This is a genomic window from Micromonospora globbae (genome assembly GCF_003610785.1).
GTDB classification, from domain to species: Bacteria; Actinomycetota; Actinomycetes; order Mycobacteriales; family Micromonosporaceae; genus Micromonospora; species Micromonospora globbae.
Map to the genome: position 1 here is coordinate 1 of NZ_RAQQ01000037.1, position 22,702 is coordinate 22,702.

The 22,702-nt window shown below is 69.1% G+C and carries 20 protein-coding genes and 1 pseudogene; 12 read left to right on the forward strand and 9 right to left on the reverse strand.

What is annotated here, in order from left to right; genetic code table 11:
- The first annotated feature begins 137 nt into the window (after positions 1-137).
- The 3 genes from D7I43_RS30200 (at position 138) to D7I43_RS33890 (ending at position 1,711) form a co-directional block, all read left to right on the forward strand.
- Positions 138-536 carry an RNaseH domain-containing protein gene (locus D7I43_RS30200; protein ID WP_240033265.1) on the forward strand — a complete coding sequence of 133 codons (399 nt, stop codon included), beginning with the start codon at positions 138-140 and terminating at the stop codon, positions 534-536.
- 420 nt (positions 537-956) lie between these two features.
- Entirely contained in the window at positions 957-1,124 is a 168-nt protein-coding gene (locus D7I43_RS33885; protein ID WP_240033266.1) for a hypothetical protein, read from the forward strand.
- A complete protein-coding gene (locus D7I43_RS33890; RefSeq protein WP_275670866.1) occupies positions 1,121-1,711 on the forward strand; it encodes a carbamoyltransferase N-terminal domain-containing protein in 591 nt (196 codons plus the stop codon). Before D7I43_RS33885 ends, D7I43_RS33890 begins: the two co-directional genes overlap by 4 nt.
- 17 nt (positions 1,712-1,728) lie before the next feature.
- Here D7I43_RS33890 and D7I43_RS30210 read toward each other — a convergent pair whose 3' ends face one another.
- On the reverse strand, positions 1,729-2,214 hold the full coding sequence (locus tag D7I43_RS30210; protein ID WP_120331985.1) for a hypothetical protein: 486 nt from the start codon (positions 2,212-2,214) through the stop codon (positions 1,729-1,731).
- Positions 2,215-2,535: 321 nt separating this feature from the next.
- Here D7I43_RS30210 and D7I43_RS33895 point away from each other — a divergent pair.
- Positions 2,536-3,156 (forward strand): annotated as a pseudogene (locus D7I43_RS33895) (IS5 family transposase); the annotation flags it as partial.
- 165 nt (positions 3,157-3,321) lie between these two features.
- Here D7I43_RS33895 and D7I43_RS30230 read toward each other — a convergent pair.
- The 3 genes from D7I43_RS30230 to D7I43_RS30245 form a co-directional block, all read right to left on the reverse strand.
- Complete coding sequence (locus D7I43_RS30230; protein WP_120331988.1) at positions 3,322-4,782, reverse strand: tyrosine-type recombinase/integrase; 1,461 nt, start codon at positions 4,780-4,782, stop codon at positions 3,322-3,324.
- 875 nt (positions 4,783-5,657) lie between these two features.
- A complete protein-coding gene (locus D7I43_RS30240) occupies positions 5,658-6,626 on the reverse strand; it encodes a TRM11 family SAM-dependent methyltransferase (protein WP_240033268.1) in 969 nt (322 codons plus the stop codon).
- On the reverse strand, positions 6,619-7,503 hold the full coding sequence (locus tag D7I43_RS30245; protein WP_120331989.1) for a hypothetical protein: 885 nt from the start codon (positions 7,501-7,503) through the stop codon (positions 6,619-6,621). The genes D7I43_RS30240 and D7I43_RS30245 overlap by 8 nt, the downstream gene beginning before the upstream one ends.
- 1,451 nt (positions 7,504-8,954) lie before the next feature.
- Here D7I43_RS30245 and D7I43_RS30250 point away from each other — a divergent pair.
- Complete coding sequence (locus D7I43_RS30250; protein WP_120331990.1) at positions 8,955-9,818, forward strand: hypothetical protein; 864 nt, start codon at positions 8,955-8,957, stop codon at positions 9,816-9,818.
- 244 nt (positions 9,819-10,062) lie between these two features.
- On the opposite strand, the gene D7I43_RS30255 is transcribed toward D7I43_RS30250, so the two are convergent.
- Positions 10,063-10,329 carry a superoxide dismutase gene (locus tag D7I43_RS30255; protein WP_120331991.1) on the reverse strand — a complete coding sequence of 89 codons (267 nt, stop codon included), beginning with the start codon at positions 10,327-10,329 and terminating at the stop codon, positions 10,063-10,065.
- Entirely contained in the window at positions 10,326-10,985 is a 660-nt protein-coding gene (locus D7I43_RS30260; protein WP_477457062.1) for a superoxide dismutase, read from the reverse strand. Before D7I43_RS30260 ends, D7I43_RS30255 begins: the two co-directional genes overlap by 4 nt.
- Before the next feature lie 724 nt (positions 10,986-11,709).
- Here D7I43_RS30260 and D7I43_RS30265 point away from each other — a divergent pair.
- Positions 11,710-12,096 carry a pilin gene (locus D7I43_RS30265; protein ID WP_120332006.1) on the forward strand — a complete coding sequence of 129 codons (387 nt, stop codon included), beginning with the start codon at positions 11,710-11,712 and terminating at the stop codon, positions 12,094-12,096.
- Between the two features lie 2 nt (positions 12,097-12,098).
- The gene (locus D7I43_RS30270; protein ID WP_120331993.1) at positions 12,099-13,022 is read left to right on the forward strand and encodes a TrbL/VirB6 family protein; all 924 of its coding nucleotides are present in this window, start codon (positions 12,099-12,101) and stop codon (positions 13,020-13,022) included.
- A 407-nt stretch (positions 13,023-13,429) separates the two neighbouring features.
- Here the strand turns inward: D7I43_RS30270 and D7I43_RS30275 are convergent, their stop codons facing one another.
- Together D7I43_RS30275 and merA are read right to left on the reverse strand one after the other, a co-directional pair.
- Positions 13,430-13,936, reverse strand: coding sequence for a DUF1440 domain-containing protein (locus tag D7I43_RS30275; protein ID WP_120331994.1), 507 nt, complete (start codon positions 13,934-13,936; stop codon positions 13,430-13,432).
- A 126-nt stretch (positions 13,937-14,062) separates the two neighbouring features.
- Positions 14,063-15,484, reverse strand: coding sequence for a mercury(II) reductase (merA, locus tag D7I43_RS30280; RefSeq protein WP_120331995.1), 1,422 nt, complete (start codon positions 15,482-15,484; stop codon positions 14,063-14,065).
- 97 nt (positions 15,485-15,581) lie between these two features.
- Here merA and D7I43_RS30285 point away from each other — a divergent pair, with 97 nt between their 5' ends.
- On the forward strand, positions 15,582-15,962 hold the full coding sequence (locus tag D7I43_RS30285; RefSeq protein WP_240033269.1) for an ArsR/SmtB family transcription factor: 381 nt from the start codon (positions 15,582-15,584) through the stop codon (positions 15,960-15,962).
- Positions 15,963-16,840: 878 nt separating this feature from the next.
- On the forward strand, positions 16,841-18,019 hold the full coding sequence (locus D7I43_RS30295) for an IS110 family RNA-guided transposase (protein ID WP_204985318.1): 1,179 nt from the start codon (positions 16,841-16,843) through the stop codon (positions 18,017-18,019).
- Positions 18,020-18,191: 172 nt separating this feature from the next.
- Here the strand turns inward: D7I43_RS30295 and D7I43_RS30300 are convergent, their stop codons facing one another.
- Entirely contained in the window at positions 18,192-18,875 is a 684-nt protein-coding gene (locus D7I43_RS30300) for a BON domain-containing protein (protein ID WP_013731290.1), read from the reverse strand.
- Positions 18,876-19,497: 622 nt separating this feature from the next.
- Here D7I43_RS30300 and D7I43_RS30305 point away from each other — a divergent pair.
- The 3 genes from D7I43_RS30305 to D7I43_RS30315 are packed head-to-tail and all read left to right on the forward strand — an operon-like array spanning position 19,498 to position 22,538.
- On the forward strand, positions 19,498-19,941 hold the full coding sequence (locus D7I43_RS30305; protein WP_120331997.1) for an SCP2 sterol-binding domain-containing protein: 444 nt from the start codon (positions 19,498-19,500) through the stop codon (positions 19,939-19,941).
- Complete coding sequence (locus D7I43_RS30310; protein WP_120331998.1) at positions 19,938-22,007, forward strand: amylo-alpha-1,6-glucosidase; 2,070 nt, start codon at positions 19,938-19,940, stop codon at positions 22,005-22,007. The genes D7I43_RS30305 and D7I43_RS30310 overlap by 4 nt, the downstream gene beginning before the upstream one ends.
- 36 nt (positions 22,008-22,043) lie before the next feature.
- Positions 22,044-22,538 (forward strand): YciE/YciF ferroxidase family protein, encoded by a 495-nt coding sequence (locus tag D7I43_RS30315; protein WP_120331999.1) that lies wholly within the window; start codon positions 22,044-22,046, stop codon positions 22,536-22,538.
- Positions 22,539-22,702: the final 164 nt, after the last annotated feature.

A 22,702-nucleotide genomic window follows, 5' to 3' on the forward strand; every position in this document is an offset into this window, starting at 1 on the left:
CCCGACGGGCCTCGACCGCCAACCGGGTCGCACGCTCACGCAGCTCATCGTTGTACTTCTTCGGTGCAGGCATCGCTGGTGTTCCTCCCAGGTTTCGATGTCTCCATCAAACCCGGGGCGGGACAGAGTGCTACGGAGTGACCGATGATGAGACAGGCCAGCCCAAGGGCCTGTGGCGGTTCCTGGTCCATCGCGTGTACGGCAGCACCACGGGCAAGCCCAGCACGCACTCCGGGGCGCTGAAGGGCGTGTCGAAGCTGATCCCCGGCGAGCACAACGGCAAGCTCGTCGCCCCGAAGCCGAAGGCCCAGGTGTGGAACCCGCAGTTCATCGAGCTACTCGTGGCGGGGATCCAGGATGGCGACCAGCCCGAGCACTGGGCGGCGCTGGCGCACGACCTGCGGGACGCCGCGCCGTACGTTCGGGACACCACCGTCCTGCCGTGGCCGCTCCACCTCGCCGAACAGATCGAGGAATACCTGCTGCCAACCAAGATCGCCGACCTCGGTACGCAAGAGGTTCTCGGGGACGAGTAGGGGCGTGGCCTCCCTGGACCTGTCGGGTAAGGGAGGCCACGCCGGTAGCGTCTGTCATGACCGCGAGTGTGGTGCTCGGGCTTGCGCGTACACGCATGACTGGGTGGCGGCAGCGCTGCTGGTCGACGGCCATCTGGTCGGCTTCGGTGAGGAGGAACGCCTCGATGGGGTCAAGCACAGCAAGGCGTACCGGCGCATACTGTCGCCTGGCTGCTCGAAGAGGCGGGCCTGTCGCCGCAGGACGTGACCACGGTGGCGTACAACTTCGACGGGCGCTACTACCTGTCGGCGCTGGGCCAGCTGCCCGCCCAGTAACACAGCCGGCCAGCCGTACCGGGGCCTTCGCGCGAGCCCGCAGCTTCACCACCGTCCACCGCCGCTACCAAGCCCGGATGCGGGAGCTGTCCCAACGTTTCCTGCGTGCCCGCTTCCACCCTGTGCAGCACCACCGCGCGCACGCCATGTGCACCCTTCCTCTCATCCGGTGTACGCGACTCGACGGTCCTGATCGTCGACAGCCTCGGCGAACTGCAGGAACGCACCCAGCAGGTGATGCTGCATCTCGCCACCGGCGCGCCCGCCATCTGACCGGATCCGGACCGCTCTGCCTGGGCGGCAGAGTCGCGATGAACTGTGTCGCCGCCGGTCTCATCGCCCAGGCCGGCGTCGTCGACGAGGTGCACGTACCGCCGGCACCCGGTGACTCTGGCGCCGCGATCGGCGCCGCAGCCGCAGCCTGGCCGGACGTGACCTGCCGTCCGCCCACCGGCATCGCCCACCGTTGCTACCTCGGCCCCGCCTACCCCGGCCTGACGCTGCCAGCCGCACCTCGACCCGGTCTCCACGCGACCCGCCTGACCGAACCCACGCATTATCTGGCCCGGCGCCTGGCCGAGGGCGAAATCGTCGGACTATTCACCGGCGAACTGCGGCCAGACATGCACCACGCCGGCGCATCGACTTGGTCTTGGCCCTGGCGGCGATTCACGTCGCCCGACCCATTGCGGCGCGCCGATGACGACATCAACCGGTCGCGCCCCGAATCACCATCAAGGGCAACATCAGGCCCAGTGACGACCTCGCCGCCACGCTGCTCGCGGCACCTGACCGCGCGGCAGCGCCACTGGCCCCACGCCGACGCCGCCTGCCGGCTACTCACCGACGTTCGGGCTTAGCAAATCGGTACGGCACCTCAGTCTCCTGGGGTCAACTGCATGACCTGCCAGCGAGCCCAATCGCGGTGAGGATGCGCGGCGGTGACCGTAGCCAGCGACATGTTCATGATCTTCTTCATGCCCTCAGGACTCAGTCGTTCTGGTGCGCAGTTGGCAAGCTGGCGGAGCAGGGCGACGAACAGAGGTTCGGCGTATTCGAATCTGGCGATCCCATCGCATCCGAGGAGTGCCGTCGGCGCATCGAGGCACGCAGCCAGGGCATTCATGAATGGCTGTGCGGCGCCCCAGCAGCAGCCGAGCACGAAGCCCGGCGCTGTCACGCCCTTTGTAGTAGTTCGCAGCTTCGTCACCGAGAGTCGGCCGATCCGGACCTCGTCGAGGTAGCCGTGCCCATCGAAGATGACGAGGTCGACGTCGGCTTGCGCAGCAGCGATTTGTTCGTCCTCGTCCCCGATGACAAGGTGGGCGTCCAGCCGTCCCAGCGCGGCAGTCGCCTCGTGCACAGCGCGCAAGTGACGGCCAACACGAGGTGCCATGGAGGAGGCAATGAGGCGGGCCGTACGGGCGGCTGGTTGGGCTTGCATATGGAGATCTTGCCCAATCGGAGGCAGGCTGAGGTAGTGGGCTGCGCGAGGCGAAGCGATTCTGACAGTCCAAGAGCCACGCGTGCCAACAATCTGTTGCCCAGTGCCAACTACAGCGCCCAGTCACAACAATCGAGCCGAGCAGCGCCGCGGGGGATAGGGGATAAGAGCTCCTAACGAAATGATGGTGGGCGTGTCCTCGGGACGTGAGGGTCGTTCTGTCTGAACGTGAGGAGGGGCATGCAGCCGCCGTGGATCGTCTCGGACGAGCTCTGGGCCGAGATCGCACCGCTACTGCCACCCCGTCCGCCTCGGCGGCCTCGGTTCCCGGGACGCAAGCCTCTCGATGACCGCAAAGTGCTGTGCGGGATCCTGTTCGTGCTCTACACCGCGATCCCCTGAGAGTACCTGCCCCAGGAGCTTGGGTTTCGGTTCAGGCATGACCTGCTGGCGCAGGTTGCGGGACTGGAACGACGCGGGCGTGTGGCAACGACTGCACGAAGTGCTGCTCAGCAAGCTGAGAGCGGCCGACCAGCTCGACATGTCCCGGGCGGTGATCGACGGCTCTCATGTTCGGGCGCTCAAGGGTGGCCCAAGACCGGTCCGAGCCCGGTCGACCGCCGCAAGCCAGGCTCGAAACACCAGGTCATCACCGACGCGGGCGGCATCCCTCTCACCGCGAGCCTGACCGCAGGCAACCGCCACGACGTCACCCAACTACTGCCCCTGGACGACACGGTCCCACGGATCAAGGGCATCCGCGGCAGGCCCCGGCAACGGCCCGACCGGATCTACGCACATCGCGGCTACGACTTCGACAAGTACCGCCGCGAGCTACGCACGGACCCGCTGCAGGCGCGCAGCAGATCCGCCTACGATCCGGTCGGCCGTGAGTTAACGCGACCACCTCCTTGGTGCTGTCGGCGCGAACGCCGACGATGACCAGCAGGCACAGCTTGTCTTCGTCCGGCCGTACCCGCAGGTCGATGGCAGCCCCGGCAACGGCAGACGAAGTGGTGCCCTCGCCTATGCGCTCTTTGAGCGCCTGCCGTGGATCTTGTCGGCGACGGCGTCGGCGGCCTGGTGTAGTAGTTCTTTGGTGACGCTTTGGTAGGTGTCGCGGGTCAGGGTGGTGGTGGAGTGGCCGAGTTGTTCGGAGACGACTTTGATGTCGACTCCGGCGCTGAGGGCGATCGTGGCCGCGCTGTGGCGCAGGTCGTGTAGGCGGATCGGGGGCAGTCCGGCTTGGCGTACGAGGCGGCGGAACCGTTGGGTGACGGCGTTGGGGTGCCATCCGTGGCCGTCGGGGCGGACGAAGAACAGCCCGGTGTGTGGCCAGGTGTCGCCGGCGGCGAGGCGCCACTGGGCGCGACGGGCGCGGTAGGCGGTGAGGACTTTGGTGGTTTCGGTGTCGAGGGCGAGGTCCCGGTTGCCCGCCTTGCTCTTGGGTTTCTTCTGCACGGGCTGGTAGCCGTGGGTGGCGATCTGGTTGTTGATCGTCGTTTCCCGTTGGTCGAGGCGGACCTCGGCGTCGAGGAGTCCGCAGGCCTCGCCGCGGCGGGGGCCGCGGTAGGCCATGTAGTGCCACATGGGATACAAGTCGGGGGCGTGTTCCTTGGCGTAGTCGAGGAACTCCACGACCTGCTCGTCGGTCCACACCATGACGGGTCCGGGGACCTTGCCGGTTTCTTTCCACCGCTTCACGCGTTCGGCTTCCCACACGATCGGCACGGGCCGGTCACCGGGGGTCTTGACCAGCGCGGCGGGGTTCGACCCGACGATCAGTTCCTCGGCGAGGGCGTCGTTGAGGGCTTTGCGCAGGCAGGCGCGGATCCGTTGCCGGGTTGACGGGCCGGTCGGGCGCACCCCGGCGACTGTTCTGCGGACGGCGGGGTCGGGGCTGGCTTTGGCGGCGAGGATGTCGGCGTTGCGGCGTTCGATCGCCGCGAACATGGCCTTGATGTGGCCGGTGCGCAGCTTGTCCAGCGGGATGTCACCGAGGTGTGGAACGAGGTGCACTTGCACGATCGACTCGTAGCCGCGCACCGTGTTCGCGTCGACGGTCAGTTCGGCCAGCCATCGGGTGAGGTACTCGCCGACGGTGGGCATGTCGTCCAGGGGTCCGTCGCCGCGTAGCCGCTGCCGGATGCGATCCACGTCCGGTAGGGGCTGTCCGGCGCGCACGGCGGCCTGCAACAGGTCGGCGATCTCGCCGCGGCGTCGTCGGTCGCGTCCGGCAAGGGCCAGCAGCGCGCGGGCCTGGTCCACCTCCTCGGTGGCCGCCTGGTGGCTGGGCAGACCAGCACGGCGCAACTGCCGCCGACGGCCGTCAGAGGTCGAGGGTAGTTCGAGTTGATAGGCCCATTGGCCGTGGGCGGAGTTCCAGGCCCGGTTCGGGCGGCGCAGCTTCGGGCAGGTATTGCCTAACGGCTTGCCCGTCTCCGGGTCGCGGCAGCCGCATCGCTTGAAAACACTTCCGTTCGGCATCTATGTGGTGACTCCTCGAACGTGGGGTGGTGCATCGGTTTGGTCGATCGACATCCACGCATGACCGGTGGGCACGATCAAGTCCCGCGGATCCCGCGCCGACGGGTGGGATCCCGCTCTCCGCGAGGGTGCACGCGGCCGACGGAAGTCGGATGCATCCTGTTGGCGGGGTCCGGGATTCCGAGGCTGGGATGCTCGCCGATGCTTCGCTGCCAGGTCCAGCCGTCGCCGCGTCCCGATATCGGTCTGTTTGCCTGGGCTAAGGGTCACGTCGCCGACGCTTATGCAGGTGGCGTGGCTGAAGCGGTGGCAGATCGTGGTGTCGTTCAGCGTCGTGGTCGCTTGGGCTGTCGTGGGTCAGGTGTAGTGCGGCGAGGATCGGTGGGATCGGCACCCGGTAGTGGGCGCCGGCGCGGATCAGTGGCACGGGGAACGCGTTGCGGCGGGCCAGTTTGTAGGCCGCTGACCGTGAGATGCCGAGGATCTCGGCGGCGGTGGCGAGGTCAGTGGTTAGGCCCAGATCACGGATCTGGTCTGCGGTCCATGCTGGCCTTTTCGGTTCTGCGGCCGGTGTTGCAGCCGTGGCACGAGTACGGCGTGTGGAAGGCATCGTCGGGTCCTTGTCGGTAGGGGCGCCGATCAGGCTGGCGCCTTCGGGGCGACGACCGGGGGTTGAGGCATGCGGGTGCACGTGAAGGCGTAGCTCGGCGGTGGTGCCGGCCGAATCGAGGTGGGCGAAGCCCGCGGGGCCGAGGGTGGGGATCTTCCCGCCTACGGCAATCGGCAGAAGGGTTGGAGACTGGACACCGGCGTCGAGGCTCTGGCGTCGGCGGGTGGGTATCCTCACGCGACTACCCCGCCCCGGCTGGCGCCCTTCAGGATCCCTGAACTCGGGTTCTCGCCTCGGGGCGGCGGAAGATCAGCACGTCCTCGTGCGTGATCAGGTGCAGCGGGGTGCCGGCGGTGCGGGCCTTGCGCACGGCTTGGAGTTGGAAGAACGACGGCCGGGCGACAAGCTGCCCGTCGCGGACCGCGGCGAGCAGCGCGACGCACCGTTCGGTCGGTACGAGGCCGGCGCGGATACCGGCGGCGATGACGGCGCTGGGCAGGTCGACCAGCTGGCCGTTCTTGCGCCACGGGCGGGCGGTGACGACGACGGTGCCGCCGGGGCGCAGCAGTACCGCGCAGCCGCGCAGGATCTGCTCGAATCCGTCGGCGAGGCCGGTCAGGTCGCGGTAGGCGAGGTTTCCCCGGTCGGTGCCGTAGGTGTTGTCGAACTTCTCGACCCCGTCGGCTCCGGGGCGGACCAGCCCGTGCACGGTGGGCCCGTACGGCGGTGAGGTAACCACGAGGGCGACCTGCCCAGCCAGCGCCGCGGGCAGCAGGGCGGCCAGGCGGGTGGCGTCGCCACGGACCACCGACGCCCGCCCGGTGGCGCCTTGGGCGTGGGCGTGGGTGATGTTGGCGTCGGCAATGTTCGACCAGCGGGGCTCGTATTCGACGCCGATGGCGTCGCGACCGGCGTGGATGGCCTCGACGAGGGTGGTGCCGATCCCGCACATCGGGTCCAGGACGAGGTCGCCGGGCTCGGTGTAGGCGTGCACGGCGTGGGCGGCGATTGCGGGGAGCATCCGGGCGGGGTGCTTGACCGATTCGGGCACGTATCGGCCGCGGCGCTGCACCGGTCCGGTCTTCTGCGCGGTCGCCCACACCGACAGGACATCGGGCTCCGCGGCGTGCCGGCCGCCGGTGGTGGGTCGGTGGCGGCCGTCGTAGGCGCGGTGCCGGCCGGGGTAGGTGTCCTCGCCCGGCGGGTGCGCCTCATTCGGGGTGTGCTCAGCCACGGCGCTCACCCCCGTTCCTGCGCCCGTCGCGCGGCGCGCCGGCGGGTGAGAAGACGAGCAGGTCCGCGTGGACGCGCAGGTGCGCCACCGCCCACCGCTGCTGGTGGGTCTGGTGGGTGAGGGTGAGCAGTTCCTCGTCGGTGACGTGGTAGACGAACGCGTCGCCGTCGGTGTCGGCGGCGACCGCGACGATGTGTTGCAGGTAGCCCAGCCCGACGGATGCGGCGGCGGTGGCCACCGGGGTGAAGTCCTCCGGCCCGCCGGTCGCGGCGGTGGGGACGGTGACGACGAGGACGAGGCAGCCGCCGGGGCGCAGCAGCCGCGCGCACGCGGTCAGAAGCCACGCCAGCCGGATCCTGTTGGTGGCGTCGGCGGGGTCGAGAGGCCAGCAGGCCACGACCAGGCTCGTCACCTCGGCCGGGGATGTGTGGCCGGGTGCGGTGGGCGGTTCGGTGGGCAGGTTGGGGTCGGTGAGGTCGTCACCGAACCAGGCGCTCATGTCGAGCAGGTCGTCGTCTTCGCCGACGGCGGGGGCCGTGCGGGCCGGCGGGGTGGCCGGTCCGATGATCAGGCTGGATGCCTCGGTGAACCAGGCCGGGTGGTGCCGCCGCCGGCCTGCTGCGCTGACGGCGGCCAGGGCGTGGTCGGCGGTGACGTCGACGACGACCTCACCGGGACGGGTGTAGGCGGCGACGAGCCGGTAGGCCAGCCGGGCACCGACGCTGCGGCCGGCGTCGGCCGGGCTGTGGGCGGTGCGCCACACGGTGACCGGCACCGGCGGGTCGCCGGCGACCAGGTCGATCAGGGTCGAGTCGACTTCGAGCGGGTCAACAGGGTGGACAGGGTCGTTGTGGTGCTGCGGCGTGTGCTCGCTCATCTGAATGTCGGCCCCGCGCCGCGCATGTGGTGCGCTGACACCCTTAAACCCGCGGTTGTGTGCTCCGGCGAACGCCTGCCTCACTCACAGCGGCTCACAGCCACTCACAAGACGTGGTCGCGCCGGTCGGTGATCAGGGCGACCGGCCCCGTTCCCGATATTTCTGCTCCGACCGCAGGGGTCTTGTCACCCCGCTCGCCTCGCCCTACGGGGGATGCATGAACACGGCGCTTGCATGCACGACGCTAAGGACGGGGTTCGCGACCAGTTCGATCCGCCGGAGCGGATCGAACGCGAGACGCGTGTGACCGCAGGGGCGCCTGACCGGCGGCGTCCCATGACAGTCCTGCCGATCGCTGTCACTGGGACGCTGCGCTACCTCGATGTCATGACACGGGCGATGACAAGGTGTCACGCGGCGCGGCGGGCATTCGCGCTGCTGTCATCCGCCGTCCAGCGGAGCGCGACCGGGCCGGACATCCGCGTCGGTGTCCTCGGCGTGGTTCACCGGGGGCTGCGCGTGCGATGTCTGGCGGAGTTCACGCGGCGGAAGCGGACGTCAGGGGGATGGCGTCGTGTCATGCCGGTGGCCGCGCCAGTGTCAAACCCCTGATCAATCGCACTGCCGGACAAAATGTCAACGACGGGCACCGATGCCGAGGCGGGCCAGGCCGCGACGGCGTGACCGGCGTGGGCGAGTGCCGGCCTTGTCGGTCACCGGCCTTGACACAGGGCGCCGGCATGGCCGGCGCCGCCCTGCCGCCACGACATGTCCACGAGGCTGTGAGTTGACATCTGCCACGGTGACATGGCCGCGGCGCGGTCCCCGTCCGGACGCGACCAACCTCTCATGGCTCGGCTGTGTCACTCGCCGGATAGCATGTCCGCGTCACTGACAGCGACGCCCGCATCCGTCACATCGACATGCGCGGTGGCTCGCTGCCAGGCTTCCACCACGCCGGCGGCTGCCGGTCATCCTTTCCTATCGGTGGCGTGGCTCCGCGCCGCCGCCGCGCCGTGAGCGTCCCCGGAGCGGCAACACCTTGCCGGGCGGTGAACCGCGTCGGCGACGGGCGCATCCGAGCCGGAGGAAGGCGCCGCGCCGGACAACAAGACGGGTCGCTGTGAGCGGCTGTGAGTCGCTGTGAGCGACCCTGAGGTGCGCCGGCCTGTGTGGGCGGTGACATAGCGGGCCGCGCGCCGCATGGTTGTTGGGCGGCAGGGCAAGGGGCGACGGCGGGGGCTCACAGTCCTGCTCAGCGGTTCTGCCGGGCACGTGGCGCCACTGGCACCGGCCGGATGGCCCAGTTCGCTGCACTGACTGCCGCCTGGATTGATCGCCCCCTGGCCCTGCGGCGTGAGCGTGTGTGAGTCGGTCATGGCGTGATCGGTGCCTTCGAGCGTGGCCAGTGGCGGCCACGCCGCATCGTCTCAGACCTTGGAGGGCAACGATGACGGTCTCGAACACCCAGTGGCCGGACTCTCCGCTGGACGCGGCGGACATGGCCTTCGCCCTGCTGACCCGCGAGCCCGAGCCCTTATCGATCGACTGCGACGCGTTCAGTCCGCACCTCGGGCTGCCGGCAGAGGTGATGACACTGCCGACGGTGCGGGACTGGCTACTGGCGCACCCACGTGCCTTTCCGGCGCGCGACGCCGTGTGGGCGCACGTCATCCGCCGCGCACGGCTGGACGGGCCGCAGTGGGTCATCGGCGCGGTCGGGATGGCCATGCCGGCGCTGCGCCGCTACGCCCGCCAACTACGTACCGGTTATCGCGGCGACCCCGACGACATCGAGGCGGAGATCCTCGCCGGGTTCCTCGCGGCGCTCCGCGACCACGTGGACCTTGCCCGACCCGCCCCATACGCGGCGTTGTGCCGTGCCGGGTGGCGCGCTGGCCACAAGGCGCGCCAGCAGGCCGGGGAGTTCACCCCGGTGGAGGACGTGGAGCACGCCACCGGGCCGCGTACCCCACGGGTGCCGTACGGGCATCCGGACGTACTGGTCAGGCGGGCCGTCCGGTTGGGGATCCTCGACGAATGCGACGAGCAGCCCTACATCGACGTGCGGCTGGGCCGGCGGGCGATCGAGCCGATCGCTGCCCGGTTGGGCGTCAGCACCGACGCGCTGCGGATGCGGTTGGGCCGCATCGACACCCGCATCGCCCAAGCCCTCGCGAGCGGACTGCTGACCGGAGTCGCGTCCCCTCGGGCCGCGAAGGAGCTAACGGCGCGGGCCGAGCGGCGGGCCGCCGTGCGCGCCGCCAGCCGGCAACCCGCCGGCAGCAGCGCGCCACAGGCGGCAGCCGCGTAGACGGCAGCCAAACCACACGGCGCCCCTACCCCGCCGGGTAGGGGCGCCGCGCCGTGTCCCGCCAGCGGACGGCGTAACCCCCGGAAGGGCTTCAGGCGACACCGCCGCGCCCGCCAGCGTCCGTCCGTGCGTCAAGGTCCGCTTGACGTGGAGGGCCGGGCGGGGGTCCGCTGCCCGGAGTGTGGGTCGGCGGCAGTCGGGATGGCAACACCGCTCGGGGTTGCTGCGCTGGTTGAGACAGGGTCTACACGGTTGGCGGCCGGTCGATGGCGGCGGCGATGTGCAGAGTCAGCTCCTGGACGAGGTCGTCCATTGTCTGGCCCGTTTGGGTCCCGACGAGCGTGAGGGCGAGCTCGGCCAGGAGCATGAAGCCGCGCGTTCGTGTGGCTTCATCGGGGAAGGCTGCGAGGAGCTGTTCTGCGCCGTCGAGGTCACCGCGGTGTTTGGCTGCGATGACCCCGGCGGCGCGTTGTGCAGCGGTGAAGGCCGACGCCGGGTCGGCGGCGGTCACGGTGCCACGATGAGCGGGTTGCCGGCGGCGCGGGCGGCGTCGAAGCGCTTGGTGACGTCGCCCCAGTTGACGAGGTTCCACAGTCGGTCGACGTAGTCGGGGCGAACGTTCTTGTACTGCAGGTAGTAGGCGTGCTCCCATGCGTCGAAGACCAGAATCGGCGTGGAGCCCTGGCCAACGTTGCCGTGGTGGTCATAGACCTGCTCGACGATGAGCCGCTGGGACAGCGGCTCCCAGGCCAGGACGCCCCAGCCGGAGCCTTGCACGCTCTTGGTGGCCGTCGAGAGTTGGGCGGCGAAGCTGTCGAATGATCCGAAGTGCTCGTTGATGGCGGCGGCCAGTTCACCGTCGGGGCGGTCGCCGCCGTCGGGAGAGAGGTTGTTCCAGAAGATCGAGTGCAGGACGTGCCCGGAGAGGTTGAAGGCGAGACTTTTCTCCAAGCCAACGAGCGCCGTGTAGTCCCCCTTGTCGCGGGCCTCGGCGAGCTGTTCGAGGGCATCGTTGCTGCCCTTGACGTACGCGGCGTGGTGCTTGCTGTGGTGCAGCTCCAGGATCTGACCACTCATGGCGGGCTCAAGTGCCCCGTAGTCGTAGGGCATGTCGGGAAGCGTGTAGACGGCCATCGCAAAGCCTCCTGTGCGGCTGAAGATCGTCATCGCCAGTATGCCTTATTGCCAAGGTGTGGCAACTACGGAACACTGGCATTAGAGGGGCTGGCCTTGCCTCCCGTCTAGCCGGCATGTTCGGCAAGGCGCGCCTCCGCGCCGCGATGATCCCTGCGGAGGCGCGCCTTCTTCGTTGCCGGGAGGCCCTGCTCCTCGGACCCCGAGGCGAGACCCTGTCGGGCTGGCGGCCGCCAGGCAGCAGGAAATCAGCGAGACGCGCGACAACAGCTGCCGCTGGCACGAACAGCAAGATCTTCGTCCTCGCTGCCTTACAGCTCGGCGACCGGGCGTTCGCGTGGTGGGGCCACGCGCGCACCGGGCCAGACGTCGTTGTCATGAGACCGTGGTGCGAGCGGTGGTGAGTCGCTGAGAGTGGCTGTGAGTACGGCAGGCGTTCGCCAGGGCACACAAACGACGGTTTAAGGGTGCGGGGCCTTCCCGCCCGCCCCATGGCGGGCCGCCGGTTCCGCCCGCCGCCAGAAGGCCGGGCACACACCAGACCCCACGTGCCGGACGTCTCCGGGTGCCGCGCAGCTCGGTGCGCTGACACCTCATCGAACACCGCGACCCGACAAGGGAGGACGTGCTCCTCCCGGGGACGGCTCGTGCTCGTGGCGCTGCCCGCGCCCGCCCTTCTGGCCGCGGTCCACTCCCTCTGCCCGCCCCCAACCGCCCCGCGCCGCTACGGCCGCCGGGGCCGGAGGTGACCGCCCTGATGTTCCGCATCCCGGCACGTCGTCGTGCCCTCACCCACTCCCGTGCCGCCCGCCGCGCCGGCCGTATCGCCGCTGTGGCCGGCGGACTGCTGTTGTTCCTGTCCGTGCCCGCCGCCGCGCACGCCGACTCCGGCGCGCCGCTGCTGCTGGCGGCGAACTCCCTGCCCGTGGTGATCAGGAACCTGCAGACCTGGCTGATGGGCATCCTCGCCGCCCTTGCCACCTTGTTCCTCGTCCTCGCCGGCGTGTATTGGGCGACCGCCGGGGGTGACCCGTCGCAGGTCGAGCGGGCCAAGGGCGCCTTGCGTAACGCCCTGGTCGGCTACGGCGTGGCGGTTCTCGCGCCGGTGCTGTTGCAGGTCGTGCAGGGAATCGTCGGGGGCTGATCATGGGCTTCCTGTTCGACCAGATCCTGGACTGGCTGGCGACGGCGATCCTCGCGACCCTGGACGCGCTGTTCGGGGTGATCAGCGACGCGCTGCTGATCACCCCGAACGTCACGGGCTTGCCGCAGGTGCAGGCCCTGACCGGCCGTTCCGTGCTCGTCGTGGACACCGTCTTCGTCCTCGCGTTTGTGGCCGCCGGCGTGCTCACCATGACCGCCGGGGGCAGCGAGAGCACCCGCTACACCGTCAAAGACCTGATCCCGAGGTTGATCGTCGGGTTCGTCGCCGCGCACTTCTCGCAGCTGTGGTGCGGCATGCTCATCGACCTCGCCAACGCCCTGACCGGCGCGCTCACCACGTCGGAAGGGGACAGCGACGGCGCGCTGCGGGCGATCAGGACTCACGTCGCCGCCGGGCAGGACGAGATCGCCCCGCTGTTGTTCGTGGTCTGCGCGGCGATCATCGCTGTGCTGCTCGCGGCCACGGCGTTCAGCGTGATCGTCCGCTTCGCGATCGTGCTCGTCCTGACCGCGTTCGCGCCGCTCGCGTTGGCCTGTCACGCGTTGCCGCACACGGATCCGGTCGCCCGGCTGTGGTGGAAGTCGTACGCCGGCGTTCTGGCGGTGCCGGTGGTGCAGGGCTTCACCCTCTACGCGGGGCAGTGGATGCTCACCGACCCGCAGCACCTGCTGCCGGTGCTCGGCCTGCCGGTCGAGCCCGGCGGGGTGCTCAACCTGTTCGTGGTCATGGTCATGCTCTGGACCACGCTGCGCGTCCCGACCCTGATGGGCCGCTACGTCGCCGCCCCTGGTAGCGGTGGCCGCGGGGTGAACATGCTCGGCGCCGCGGTGCGGGTGATCGTCGTGCAGCAGGTCACCCGCTCGATCCCGGGTCTCGGCCGGGGGCTGAGGGCGGTGGGCCGATGAGCGGCCACGCCGACGGCGGCGACGAGCTCCGGGCGCGGATGCCGACGGGCGCTTCATACTGCCTCTCCTGCGGATGGTGTTGGGGTTCGCGTGGCTGACCGTCGCGTCGGCGATGTCGGCAAGTGTCCAACGAGTGAGTGGGGTTGACCGCGCCTGGTGATGTTCGGGGGTCGTCGCGTTGGCGGGGCTGTCTGCGCTGTCAGGGTGGTGTGCGGGGCGTGGGCGGGAGTGTTCACGCCCCGCACGGCGGGCATCCTCGGCGAGGAGACCGTCCTGCCCGTCGGCGGGTACGCCATCGCGGGGAGCGGCGGGTGGCCAGGCAGACGGGTCAGGTTCAGCGGGTGTACGGGAAGGGCAATCTGCTGCTGGGTTGCCGAGGCCGCATGGTTGATCTGCGTGGTTGGTGGTCAGGGGCGTCGGCGGGTCAGTTTCCACGCGGTTTCGGTCACGGCGGCTACGGTCAGGCCGTAGGCGAGGTGGGCGACGAACCCGCGCAGGTGGGTGGCCAGGGGGTAGGCCCGGTTGGGGGCGGAGAACCGTAGTGCTGGGGTGAGGCCCTCGTCGACGATGAGGGACATGACCGCGCCGGAGGCCAGACCGGCCAGCACCGGGTTGAGGCCGATGGTGCGGCGTAGCACCGAGTAGACCGGCGCCCAGCTGATCGCCAGGCCGTAGTGGATGGCCATCCCCGCCCGCTGCCGTGCCGTGCCGGGTAGGTCGACGCCGAGCAGGCGCAGGGTCTTGGCGGCGGCGATCTCGTAGGGCAGGCCGGGGCGGGCGGTGTCTTCCCGCTTGCGGTCGGCGTCGGATTCGAGCTGGTACAGCTTCATGCTGATCGGGTCCATCACTTTGGTCGCCGCGTAGCCGGCTGCCGGTGCGACGGCCAGGTCCTTGATCGTCTCGGTGAGCCTCATCGTGCGGTCTCCTTCGGTGGTGGGCGCGGTGCCGCTGGTATCCGGCCTCGCCGGTGACTACCCGGGGATGTCGTGGGCGTGCAGGAGGGCGCCGAATTCGGCAGTGCCGCTGTCCTAGGCGGGCGGTCAGGAGGCGCAGCAGGACAGCTTGGCCACGTCGCGGGTGAAGGTTTGGGCGGCGAGTTTCAGGCCTTCGGCCATGGTGAGGTAGGGGCACCAGGTGTCGGCCATCTGCGCCACGGTCATGCCGGCTTGCACCGCGTAGACGGCGGCGGCGATCACGTCGCCGGCGTTGTCGGCCAGCGCGTGGACGCCCCGGATGCGGCCGTTGCCACGCTCGGCGACGATCTTGATGAGGCCGCGGGTGTCGCGGTTGACGATCGCTCGTGGCACGTAGTCCAGGGGCAGGACGCGGCATTCGCAGTCCAGTCCCTGCTCGGCGGCTTGGGCGTCGGTGAGCCCGACTGAGGCGATCGCTGGGGTGGTGAAGGTGACCCGCGGCAGGTGGGTGTAGTCCATGCTGCGGTCGGCGTCGTCGAAGGCGTTGTCCACGATCAGGGTGCCGTGTGCGCCCGCCACGTACACGAACTGCGGATGCCCCGTGACGTCGCCGGCGGCCCAGATGCGCCGGTTGCTGGTGCGTAGGTGCTCGTCGACGATGATCTCGCCCCGCCGGCCGACCGTGACCCCCACCTGGTCGAGGTTCAGGCCGCCGGTGAGGGGGCGGCGGCCGGTGGCGACCAGCAGCTGCTCGGCGGCCAACTCCAGGGTGCCGGTACTGGTGGTGAGGGTGAGTGAGTAGCCGGCGCCGTCGCGGGCAACGGCGGTGACGGTGGCGGTGGTGTGCACGGTGATGTCCTCGTCGGCGAACACGCCCTCGATGGCCGTCGAGATCTCCGGCTCCTCGAACGGCGCGAGCCGGTCCACGGTCTCCACCACGGTGACCCGCGTGCCGAGGCGGGCGAACAGTTGTGCTTGTTCCAGGCCGATCGCGTTGCCGCCGATGACGATCATCGACTCGGGAAGCCGGTCGAGGTCCATCGCCGTGGTGGAGGTCAGGTAGCCGGCGTCGGCGAGCCCGGCGATCGGCGGCGCCCACGGTGTGGACCCGGTGGCCACCACGTAGTGCGCGGCTTCGATCGTGCGGGCGCGGCCATCGGCCTGTTCCACCGCGAGGCGCGGCTGGTCAGGGTCGCCGGTGAACCGGGCCGTGCCGGGCAGGATCTGCCAGCCGTACTCGGCGGCCAGGTCCACGTACTTGTCCGCGCGCATCGTCTCGACCATGGCGCGTTTGCCGTCGATCAGCGCCGCGAAGTCCACCACCGGTTCTGCCGGCCGCAGGCCGGGGAACCGGCCGGCGGCGAGCGCGGTGTGCCGGGCGTCGGCCGCGGCCAACAGCGCCTTCGACGGCACACAGCCGGTGTTCACGCACGTGCCGCCGACCGTGCCCCGTTCGACCATCACCACTGACAGGTCACGTCGTCGGGCCGCGATGGCCGCCGCGAACGCCCCACCACCGGACCCCACGATCGCCAGGTCGTACGCCATGACCCCTGTCCTCCACCCCGCTCAGCCGAGCCCTGTTACCCAGATGGGAAGATGCTAAGCTCCCATCCTGATATCCGGATGAACAGGGGATTGTTTGGTGGGTCAAGAGTCACGCGATCGGATCATCCTGCTGCCCAACGAGGCCAGCGGGGTGGAGATGGTCGCCAAGTTCTTCCGCGCCCTGGGTGACCCGACCCGGCTGCGGCTGCTGGAGTTCCTGCTCCACGGCGAGCACACCGTCGGCGAATGCGTCACGCACGTCGGCCTGGCCCAGGGCCGGGTCTCCACCCACCTGGCCTGCCTGGCCGACTGCGGCTACGTCACCGCCCGCCGCGACGGCCGGCGCACCTTCTACACCGTCACCGACCCCCGCGTCGCCGACCTTATCCTGCAAGCCCGCTCCCTCGCAGCCGACAACGCCGCCGCCCTGGCCGCCTGCATACGCATCACCCCCAGCCCCGAAGACGGCACCCGATGACGACGCACAACAGACCCTCCACCGCCCCGACGGCCGCAGCCGTCGGCGGCGTGGCCGCCATGACAGCCTGCTGCACCACCCACCTACTCATCCTCACCGGAGCCCTCGGCGGGATCGGCGCTTTCACCCAGGGCGGTGTCGCCCTCGGCGCCGGCGCCGCAGTCGCCGCCGCGGCCTGGTTAGCCGCGAACGCCCTGCGCCGCCGGTCAAGCCAGCCGACTGCCTGCTGCCCCAGGCCGACAGCCGACCTAGGCACGGAAGTGCATGACGCTGCTACCAAGCGGGCGGCGAACGCGTACCACCGAGCACTAGATGATTGAGTCCGAAGTTCGGGCTGGTCAATGGTCGTACGCGATGAGTGATCGTTTTCTGGGTGGGCCCGTCGTCCCGTCCGGGCCGGTTCAACCGCCGCCGGCGTGGCCAGGGCGGGTATAGTATCGGTGTGTGTGCGCAGACACTGTCGGTGCCCGCAGACGATCTTCTCGACGGTGTCGCTGAGGTTCTTCAGCAGGTGGTGCCACCGGTCGGCGGCCTGAATCGCGTCCGGTGCCCCTTGCGGGCGCCCTCGGCGAAACTGCCGCCTCGATCCCGGCAGATGATCTCGACGTCGGGGGGTGCTCGCGCAGTCAGGCGGCCCTACCTTCTTGAGTGGGTCCGGCCGTGGTATCGGTACGGACAGTCGCGGACGGGGCCGGTATGGCTTTCAGGCTGGCTGCCGATCATGGCGACCCTCGCATTGCCGCCGGTCTCGTCTGCTCTTCCTGACTGCTGATTGGGCTCTGCGACCCGATCGCTGTGTAGGGCGTTGACGGCGGGAAGAGCTCGCGATGCGCACTGCGGGAGAAGGGAGTCGCATGGCCGTAGCGGTGGGTGTGGACGTGGCCAAGGAGTTCCACTGGGCCGCGCTCGTGCACGCCGAGACAGGCAAGGTCCTGGCCAGCCGGAAGGTCGACAACGACCCAGCGGCTATCCAGGAATTCATCGACCAGGTCCGTACGGCCGAGACTGGACACGGGCCGGCCACGGTCGCCATCGACGTGCTTGGCGGCATTGCGGCCCTGCTGCAAGCGATGCTGCTGGATGCCGGGCTGCGGCTGGTGCACGTGCCAGGGCTGGCGGTCAACAGGGCCCGTCGCGGCACCCGCGGCGGGGAGCACAAGTCCGATCCCCGTGACGCGAAGGTGATCGCCGATCAGATCCGGCTGCGCGGCGAGGAACTGCGGGAAGTGACCCCGACGGGCGAGGCCGACGCCGAGCTGCGGCTGCTGGTCGGCCGCCGCCGCGAGCTGGTGGTCGACCAGACCCGGCGCCTGGGCCGGCTGCGCGATCTGCTCGCCTCGATCCATCCCGGCCTGGAACGCAGGATCGACGCCACGAACAAGGCCGACCTCGCGCTGCTGGCCCGCTACGTCACCCCGACGCAGATCCGCCGGGCCGGGCGCCGGCGCATCAGCGAGTACCTGCGCCACGTCGGCGGCCTGCGAGCCACCAGCATCGACACCCTCGTCGAGGCGGCCCTGACCGCCGCCCATGGCCAGCACGTCGCCGTGCCCGGCGAGACCGTCGCCGCCGATTTGGTCCGTGATCTGGCCGATGAAGCGCTGACCAGCCGCACCAAAATCGCCGAGCTGGACAAACGCATCACCCAGGTCCTCGACCGGCACCCTGACGCGGCCCTCATCCAGACCCTGCCCGGGATGGGGGCCACCCTGACCGCCGAGTTCCTCGCCGTGGCAGGCGGCATCACACGCTTCGCCACCGGCGACCAGCTCGCCTCGGCCGCCGGCCTGGCGCCCGTGCTGCACCAGTCCGGCAAGGTGCACTACCTGCGCCGGGCCACCGGCGGCGACAAGATCCTCAAACGGATCTTCTACCAGTCCGCGTTCTGCGCCCTGCAACGCGATACGACCAGCCGCGCCTTCTACGACCGCAAACGGGCCGAAGGAAAACGACACCACCAGGCTCTCATCGCCCTGGCCCGCCGACGCATCAACGTCCTGCACGCCATCCTGCGTACCCGACAGCCCTACCGAATCGATCACGCTCTCGCGGCTTGACTTCAGCATTAGGCTGCGAGGGTGTCGGCGGTGCGGTCGGGCAGGACATCGACGGGCGGCGGGTGTGCATGTCGATCAGCACGATGGCGTACCGGTCGGTGTCCACGCCGTCGGGCGAAGTCGTCCACAGTCACTCACCACCACCGGGCCGAACTGCAGGGCGCCGTCGTCGTCAGGCGTCGGGCATGACAACGATCCGGTTCTCCACCGACATCACGCCGGGCGTTGACCAGGCGACCCGTGCGGCTTCTTCGCGTTCGCGCCAGGACCGGACCACGCCGGTCAGGACGACCTTGTCGCCCTCGATGGTCACGCTCAGCCGTTCGCCGGGCGTGTCCACGGCGCGGATGAGAGCCTCTTCGATCCTGTCTCGCGCCGCCGCCACGTCCACCTTGACCCGGGGTCGCAGTGAGATCTGATTCGTGACTCCCCGTACTCCCGACAGACGCCGTACCGCCCGCTTCGCGGAGCGCCGCTGGAATTCCCACTCGACCTCGCCACTGAGGGTCACCCAGCCCTTGGTGACGGTGACGTGGATGTTCTGGCTCGGCACCAGCGCGTCCCATTCCAGGGCCCGGGTCGCTGCGGCCGCCAGGTCCGCGTCGGTGCGTTCCGCCGCGGTCGGTAGCCGCACTTCGAGGTCGTTGGCGACCGCCTTCACGCCCCGCACCCGGTGCGCCGCCTCCTCGGCCGCCCACTTCTTCACGTACGAGTCCACCCATCCGGTCAGGGTCACCACACCGTCCTTGGCAGACACGCCGATCTCGTTCGGGTGGACGCGGGCGTCCCAATGCATCTCGGCCAGCACATCCCGCTGCAACTGCTCATCCGTCCGGGCCATCGTCGTGGTGGTCATCGCGCTCCTTTCAAAGTTCGCGTCGTCGGCTTCACTGTGAACCATCCGCACTCGTGCGGGTGGAGGTACATCGGGACGTCGCGCTAACGAGCGAATCACCACAGTTGCGGGGACGAGAACCCGTACCCTCCGTTATAGGGGTCCGGATTCTGCGCCGACGAGAGCCCGCATACGCCGCTTCGCTTCCGGCCGGACATTCCCGTTGAACCGGGGGTGTCCCTATGGGTTCGTCAAGCGGCGGCCTGTCAACGGTCAGTTGAATCTGGCTCCGGCACGAAGTCCGGATGCTGTTGGTGATCTTGACTGTGTGACCGGGGTGGGGCGCGTCGCTGCCAAAGACAGAGCCGTTAGCGAGACAGGCCCTTGGTGGCCAGGTGCCGGATCACTGTGGCGCCAATAGTTCGCGTGTCGGCTTCACTGTGAACCACCCGTACTCGTGCGGGTGGACGCACATCGGGTCGGCGCGCTAACGAGTGAATCACCACAGTTGCGGGGAGGGACCGTTGGCGAGACAGCCCCGGGCATACGCACGGGTGTTGTTGACGGGGCTGAGGCTCGTTTCGTGTCGTGTGGGTTCGGCGTTCGTCCGGGTGGTGGCTCGTGTCGCGCCTACGATGGGGTCATGTCGCCCTCGGGACGGGAGCTCACGCGGGAGCGGGAGACGTTTTTCCGGTCTCTGTCGTCTCGGGCGGGGCGGGTGCTTCCCTGCTGGGCCGCCGGCGTGGTGTTGATCAAGGTGGAGGTGGGTGACGGCGGGGAGTTCTGGCGGGTGGCGATGCGTGACCGGGGTGTCGTCGTGGACAGGGGCAGCGAGCCGGCCGATGCCACGGTGGTGCTGTCGGCTGGCCTGTTCCACGACTTGATCACGGGTGGTGATCAGTTGATCGCCGCGTTGCTGCGTAACGAGGCGACGGTGGTGGGGGAAGTCGCGCTGTTGTTGGTGTTCAGGCGGTTTTTTCCCTCCGCGCCAGGGTCGGGTGACCCGAGGGACGTGGTCGGTGGCAGTCGTTGGCGGGAGCGGATGGACGAGACCGTCGCCCGCAGCACACCAGCGGAGCGGGCATGAAGCCGTTGGTCAACATTCTTGACGGCAACACGTTTCTGGTCAGCGACCGGCAGGGGGATGTGGATCCCTCGCCGGCCTTTCCCACGGGCTTGTTCTCCTACGACACCCGCTTCTTGTCCACCTGGCAGTTGACCATCGACGGTGGCCGGCTCACCGCGTTGTCAGTGGATGACCTGCAGTACTACGAGAGCCGGTTCTTCCTGGTGCCCGGTGAGCCGACCCACTACGTGGACACCGACATCTCCGTGATCCGTCACCGCACGATCGGCGGGAGCTTCGATGAGGATCTCGCGGTGCTCAACGAGGGCAACGAGCCGGCGGAACTGGTGGTCAGGGTCGAGATGGGCGCGGATTTCGCGGACTTGTTCGAGATCAAGAACCCGACCCGCAAGGTCGCGCCGGTCACCGTCACCGTCCGCGACGGCCTGCTGTGTTTCACCTACCGTCGGGGCAGCTTCGAACGCCAGACGGTGGTGTCTAGCAGCGTGGCCGGCGATGTCGATGAGCACGGCATGACTTTCCGGATTCAGGTTCCCGCGCACGCGGAGTGGTGCACCCGTTTCCATGTGGCGACGAACATCCTGGGCGCGCAGGGGCGGGACTTCCGGGACAGCCTGCGTCTGCACCGTCCCCGGTCCGCGGCGCAGATCGCCGAGGCGCTGACCAGATGGCTGGATGCCACACCGCGGCTGGTCAGCGACAGCGAGACGCTCACGTCCACCTACCGTCGAAGCCTCACCGACCTCGCCGCGTTGCGGTACACCTCGGTCAGCACCGCCACTCACCTGGTCGCCGCTGGCCTGCCGTGGTTCATGACCCTGTTCGGCCGCGACAGCATGTTCACCTGCCTGCAGTCCCTGCCCTTCCTGCCGCGTCTCACGCCGCCGACCATCACCGCGCTGGCACTGGCCCAAGGGTCCCGTTTCGATGACTTCCGCGACGAGGAGCCCGGCAAGATCCTGCACGAACTGCGCTACGGAGAGTCAGCGGGCTTCGAAGAACAACCGCACTCGCCCTACTTCGGCTCCGCCGACTCGACGATGCTGTTCGTGATCCTTCTCGACGAGTACCACCGGTGGACCGGCGACGACACGCTTGCGAAACGTTTCGAGATGGAGGCCCGCGCGGCACTCGACTGGATCGACACCTACGGCGACCTGCTCGGCACCGGATACGTGTGGTACCAGACGCGCAACCCCGAGACAGGATTGCAGAATCAGTGCTGGAAGGACTCCTGGGACTCGATCTCCTACGCCGACGGCCGGCTGCCCGGCTTCCCGAGAGCCACCTGCGAGTTGCAGGGGTACGCCTACGACGCGAAGATGCGCGGCGCCCGGCTCGCCCGGCTGCTGTGGGACGACCCCGCCTACGCGCAGCGGCTGGAACACGAGGCGGCCGAGCTCAAGGACCGGTTCAACCGCGACTTCTGGGTCGGCGACGGACGGTACTACGCCCTGGCCCTGGACGCCGAGGGCGGGCAGGTCGATGCCCTGTCCTCCAACATCGGGCATCTGCTCTGGAGCGGCATCGTCGACCAGCAGCGGGCCGCCGACATCGTCGGCCACCTGCTCGGGCCGCGGCTGTTCTCCGGCTGGGGAATCCGTACCCTCGCCACCGGCAACGGCCGCTACAACCACCTCGGATACCACGTCGGGACGGTATGGCCGTTCGACAACTCGATCATCGCCTGGGGCCTGTGGCGGTACGGGTTCCGGGAGGAAGCCGCCATCGTCTGCCAGGCGATGCTCGACGCCGCCCGATACTTCCAAGGCCGCCTTCCGGAGGCGTTCGCCGGATACGATCGGAAACGAACGAAGTACCCCGTGCAGTACCCCACCGCCTGCAGCCCGCAGGCGTGGTCCGCCGGAACGCCGCTGCTGCTCATACGGGTGATGCTCGGCCTGCAACCCCACGGTGACCATCTCGTCGTCGACCCGGCGCTCCCCGACAGCATCAACCGCATCGAACTGCTGGACATCCCCGGCCGGTGGGGAGTCGTAGACGCCCTCGGCCGCCGACGACCGGACACCAACCACAACGAACGAGACAGCGCCTCCCGCAGCTGATGAAAGGGCCGGCACCGGCCAAAGGAGGGTGAAGCGGTGAAGACCGCCAACGAGATCTTCTTCTACGAGCTCGCGGCCATACAGGACCTGGAACACCAGGCGCGGTCCATTCTCGGTCTCCTGATCGGCACCCGCATCCAGGACAGCACGCTCAAACGCATCATCGAGGACATGGCCCACGCCAGCGAGCGCCACTCCGATCGGATCGACACCTGCCTGCGCCACCTCGGCACCGCACCCCTGCGCACCCGATCCGCGCCCATCCGCGGAGTCCAGGACGACTTCCAAGTCTTCCTCCGCACCCCCCACAACGACGCCGTCCGTGACCTGTTCGCTCTCAACGCCGCCCAACGCATCACCAAGCTCGCCATCGCCGGCTACGAACACCTCACCGACTGGGCCACCGCCATCGCCGCCGTGACCTGCACCCAGTGCCTCCTCAAGAACCTCATCGAAAAGACGGAAACCTCACAACAGCTGAGAAAACTCAACCAAACCCTCAGCGAACAACTCCTCGCCACCACCACGTGAACCGCCCACGACCGACCGTGACGCCGACGGATGCGTCAAGCGCACCTTGAACGGCATGCCAACCTGCCCCGCGTCTCTCTTCGCCCGCCAGCGAACATGGAAAAGGCGGTGCTATCCGCGTCGGCCGACCCGTGTTCGGCGTGACATCCGGCGGTTCAAGGGGT

Coding starts and splice junctions, on each gene's coding strand:
- D7I43_RS30230 (WP_120331988.1), bottom strand. CDS start 4,782: ATGCCGAACGGAAGTGTTTTCAAGCGATGCGGCTGCCGCGACCCGGAG.
- D7I43_RS30245 (WP_120331989.1), bottom strand. CDS start 7,503: ATGAGCGAGCACACGCCGCAGCACCACAACGACCCTGTCCACCCTGTT.
- D7I43_RS30250 (WP_120331990.1), top strand. CDS start 8,955: ATGACGGTCTCGAACACCCAGTGGCCGGACTCTCCGCTGGACGCGGCG.
- D7I43_RS30260 (WP_477457062.1), bottom strand. CDS start 10,985: ATGACGATCTTCAGCCGCACAGGAGGCTTTGCGATGGCCGTCTACACG.
- D7I43_RS30265 (WP_120332006.1), top strand. CDS start 11,710: ATGTTCCGCATCCCGGCACGTCGTCGTGCCCTCACCCACTCCCGTGCC.
- D7I43_RS30270 (WP_120331993.1), top strand. CDS start 12,099: ATGGGCTTCCTGTTCGACCAGATCCTGGACTGGCTGGCGACGGCGATC.
- D7I43_RS30275 (WP_120331994.1), bottom strand. CDS start 13,936: ATGAGGCTCACCGAGACGATCAAGGACCTGGCCGTCGCACCGGCAGCC.
- merA (WP_120331995.1), bottom strand. CDS start 15,484: ATGGCGTACGACCTGGCGATCGTGGGGTCCGGTGGTGGGGCGTTCGCG.
- D7I43_RS30300 (WP_013731290.1), bottom strand. CDS start 18,875: ATGACCACCACGACGATGGCCCGGACGGATGAGCAGTTGCAGCGGGAT.
- D7I43_RS30305 (WP_120331997.1), top strand. CDS start 19,498: ATGTCGCCCTCGGGACGGGAGCTCACGCGGGAGCGGGAGACGTTTTTC.
- D7I43_RS30310 (WP_120331998.1), top strand. CDS start 19,938: ATGAAGCCGTTGGTCAACATTCTTGACGGCAACACGTTTCTGGTCAGC.